This is a genomic window from Melaminivora alkalimesophila (assembly GCF_000282995.1).
In the GTDB taxonomy this organism is placed as follows: Bacteria; Pseudomonadota; Gammaproteobacteria; order Burkholderiales; family Burkholderiaceae_C; genus Melaminivora; species Melaminivora alkalimesophila.
In genome coordinates this window covers 1-1543 of record NZ_ALEE01000663.1, presented here as the reverse complement: position 1 = coordinate 1543, position 1543 = coordinate 1, and the positions used below count along the sequence as shown (strand labels likewise).

General features: G+C 67.3%; 3 protein-coding genes. All 3 read left to right on the top strand.

Translation table 11 applies throughout. The annotated features are described in order from the left end of the window. The first annotated feature begins 100 nt into the window (after positions 1-100). The 3 genes from A612_RS16640 to A612_RS12925 are packed head-to-tail and all read left to right on the top strand — an operon-like array spanning position 101 to position 1359. Positions 101-265 (top strand): DUF1328 domain-containing protein, encoded by a 165-nt coding sequence (locus A612_RS16640; protein ID WP_019374890.1) that lies wholly within the window; start codon positions 101-103, stop codon positions 263-265. A gap of 53 nt (positions 266-318) precedes the next feature. Then, on the top strand, positions 319-747 hold the full coding sequence (locus A612_RS12930; RefSeq protein WP_019374889.1) for a hypothetical protein: 429 nt from the start codon (positions 319-321) through the stop codon (positions 745-747). A 36-nt stretch (positions 748-783) separates the two neighbouring features. Beyond that, a complete protein-coding gene (locus tag A612_RS12925) occupies positions 784-1359 on the top strand; it encodes a ferritin-like domain-containing protein (RefSeq protein ID WP_019374888.1) in 576 nt (191 codons plus the stop codon). The last annotated feature ends 184 nt before the right edge of the window (positions 1360-1543 follow it).

Below are 1543 nucleotides of genomic sequence, written 5' to 3'. Positions count from 1 at the left end.
CGGCAGCGCCCCCCCGCCCGCCGCTCCTACAGTGCTCCCATGCGCTACAGCGCAACCGCCATCGGGGCGGCCGCGCAGACGCAAGAAAGAGGAGCTGACTATGTTGCATTACGCCGTCGTATTCCTGGTCATTGCCCTGGTGGCCGCGTTGTTTGGCTTTGGCGGGATCGCCGCAGGCGCCGTGGGCATCGCCAAGGTGCTGTTCTTTGTCTTCGTGATCATGGCCGTGGTGACCTTCATCCTGGGCCTGTTGCGCAGAGGCTGACGCCACGCCCCCCGTTTTCCAGAACCCCAAGATTTCCCAGAGGAGCCCCATCCATGAACCCCAACAAGAACGAGAAAAGCGAGAAAAGCGCCCAGAACATGGCCCAGGACGCCACCCAGAAAGCCGCCGACGCCGCCCGCGATGCGGCCGACAGCGTCGCCAGCAGCGCCGACCGGGCAGTGAAGTCCACCCGCGCCATGGCCAATGAGGCGCTGGACAAGGCCGAGGAAGGCATGCAGCAGGTCAAGGACACCATCGACCCGATGATCGACGACCTGGCGGCGCGCGCCCAGGAATTCGCCACCCGCAGCATCAACTACGCCGCCGAGGCCAGCGAGCGCGCCCGCCGCCAGTTCAACGAGGCGGCCGATGCCACCTGCCGCTACGTCTCGGACCAGCCGGGCCGGTCGATGTTGCTGGCTGCCGCTGCCGGGGCCGCACTGGCCATGGCCGTGATGCTGACGCGCCGCAGCGACCGCTGAGCCCCGCCCTTCCTTCCGAACTGCACTTCCCACGACATGGCAAACGACAAGACATCCGCCCACGGCAAGCCGGCCACGCCTTCCGAGCAGAAAACCCTGGAACTGAACGAGGAGGCGATCCGCAAGGCCGGGACCATCGATCTGGACGAAGGCGCGGTGACGCCCGGCTATGGCCCCTACCGCGAGGCCATCGTGAAGCTGCTCAACCAGGCGCTGGCCACCGAGCTGGTGTGCGTGCTGCGCTACCGGCGCCACTACTTCACGGCCGAGGGCCTGGCCTCGCCGGCCATCGCCGCCGAGTTCCTGGAACACGCCAACGAGGAGCTGGCGCACGCCGACAAGATCGCCGAGCGCATCGTCCAGCTGGGCGGCTCGCCGAACTTCAACCCCGCCACCCTGCTGGAGCACAGCCATGCCGACTACGACGAATGCACCGACCTGAAGGGCATGCTGCGCGCCAACCTGGTGGCCGAGCGCATCGCCGTGGAGAGCTACCGCCAGATGGTCGAGCTGATCGGCGACAAGGACCCCACCACCCGCCGGCTGCTCGAGGGCGTGCTGGCCGAGGAGGAAGAACACGCCGACGAGATCAGCGACTGGCTGCAGCGCTGACCGCCCCACCCTGTTCCCGCTGCTGCGGCCCACGGAGGGTGCAATGAGGTCGCAGCACAGTTTCCCCGCACCCGTGCCATTCCACCACCAACCTACAAGGAATCCACCATGAAATACGCACGTGCCATCGCCTTCGCGCTGCTCGCCGGCGCCACCATCGTCTCCACCGGCTGCTCGGTGGCCC

Bases quoted from the DNA above. Each gene is read 5' to 3' on its own strand.
- A612_RS12930 (WP_019374889.1), top strand. From the start codon at position 319: ATGAACCCCAACAAGAACGAGAAAAGCGAGAAAAGCGCCCAGAACATG.
- A612_RS12925 (WP_019374888.1), top strand. From the start codon at position 784: ATGGCAAACGACAAGACATCCGCCCACGGCAAGCCGGCCACGCCTTCC.
- A612_RS16640 (WP_019374890.1), top strand. From the start codon at position 101: ATGTTGCATTACGCCGTCGTATTCCTGGTCATTGCCCTGGTGGCCGCG.